The 1,151-nt window shown below is 53.0% G+C and carries 1 protein-coding gene; it reads left to right on the top strand.

The window, feature by feature from the left end; translation table 11 throughout:
- Positions 1 to 146 precede the first annotated feature (146 nt).
- A complete protein-coding gene (locus tag DOM41_RS17085) occupies positions 147 to 956 on the top strand; it encodes a DUF4123 domain-containing protein (protein ID WP_157956972.1) in 810 nt (269 codons plus the stop codon).
- The last annotated feature ends 195 nt before the right edge of the window (positions 957 to 1,151 follow it).

Below are 1,151 nucleotides of genomic sequence, written 5' to 3'. Positions count from 1 at the left end.
CACGGTCAAGGGCGCGAGTCAGAGCTTTGAGGGGCCGGCGGAGATGAGTCGCGCACTGCCACAAATGCCGGATGGTATTTGTGTGGAATGCCTGCTCAAGAACCTGTCTAGCGGATCGCCAATCGTCAACGTCTCCTGAGGCCACTATGCAACTGATCGACCATTACCCGCTGGGATGGGTCAAGGAAACGCAAGCGATGATCGGGGCATGGCTTGCTGAATCGCCAACGCCCTACATCTACTTCCTGCTAGATGCCTCCTTCAGGCATGACACGCTGCTGACGTTGATCAGAGATTTATGGCCGAAGGGTAACTGGTGTTCGCTTTATCAAGACGCTGCCAATACGAGTGAGCGCGTGTTGGCGGTCTCACCGCTGCTGCTTACGATGGACAACATGAGTCTTGATCTCCTGCCAACTCTCGCCGAGGAGATATCAGGTCAACCCATGTTGAGTGTTATTGTGACTACGGAATCCATGGATGCGTTATGGCAGCGACTATCGAACTTCCGCATCGTTACGGTTCAGGATGCTCGATATGTTCTGCGCTTATCGGATACGCGCCGTTTGCCACAAATCGCCGAGATGCTGACCAATGAACAAAGGTTTCTACTCACGAAGTACATGACGGCATGGCGATACGTTGGGCGAGATGCAGGATGGCGTGAACTCGATCTCGAACACGGTGCCGTGACCACGGCCGAGCCTAATCCTGCGAGCAGCGTTCGTCTCGATGACAGACAGACACAAATGCTACTCGATATGAACCATATCGATGCGTTGATCGACGGGTTACGTCGTAACGAGCCAGCGCTGCATGATGCTTTTCAAACGCCATCCCGACGGTACCAGTGGGTTGTCGGCGTGCTGGATGACGCCGCTTTGTCTGACGCAGACTACCCAGATCAAGTGCAGTGCTGCAGAGCTGCGGCAATGAAAGAAGGATGGTTGACATGACTTTCTGCCTAACTTGCCATGCCGCAATCTATAAAAAAATAAGTCGTCGTGCCGTATCTCTCCTGATGTTCGAAAGACTGATAAGGATGTTCTTCAAATGCGTCACACTATTCACTTCTTGACGGGCTTGGTAATGCTGGTGTCGCTACTGGCCTGTAGCGCGGATGACAATACTGCCGACCTCAATATCACGGG

The organism is Salinicola aestuarinus (assembly GCF_003206645.1).
GTDB lineage: Bacteria > Pseudomonadota > Gammaproteobacteria > Pseudomonadales > Halomonadaceae > Salinicola > Salinicola aestuarinus.
Note: the sequence above shows the minus strand (reverse complement) of the source record. Positions and strands in the feature narration are given on the sequence as shown.

Coding starts and splice junctions, on each gene's coding strand:
- DOM41_RS17085 (WP_157956972.1), top strand. CDS start 147: ATGCAACTGATCGACCATTACCCGCTGGGATGGGTCAAGGAAACGCAA.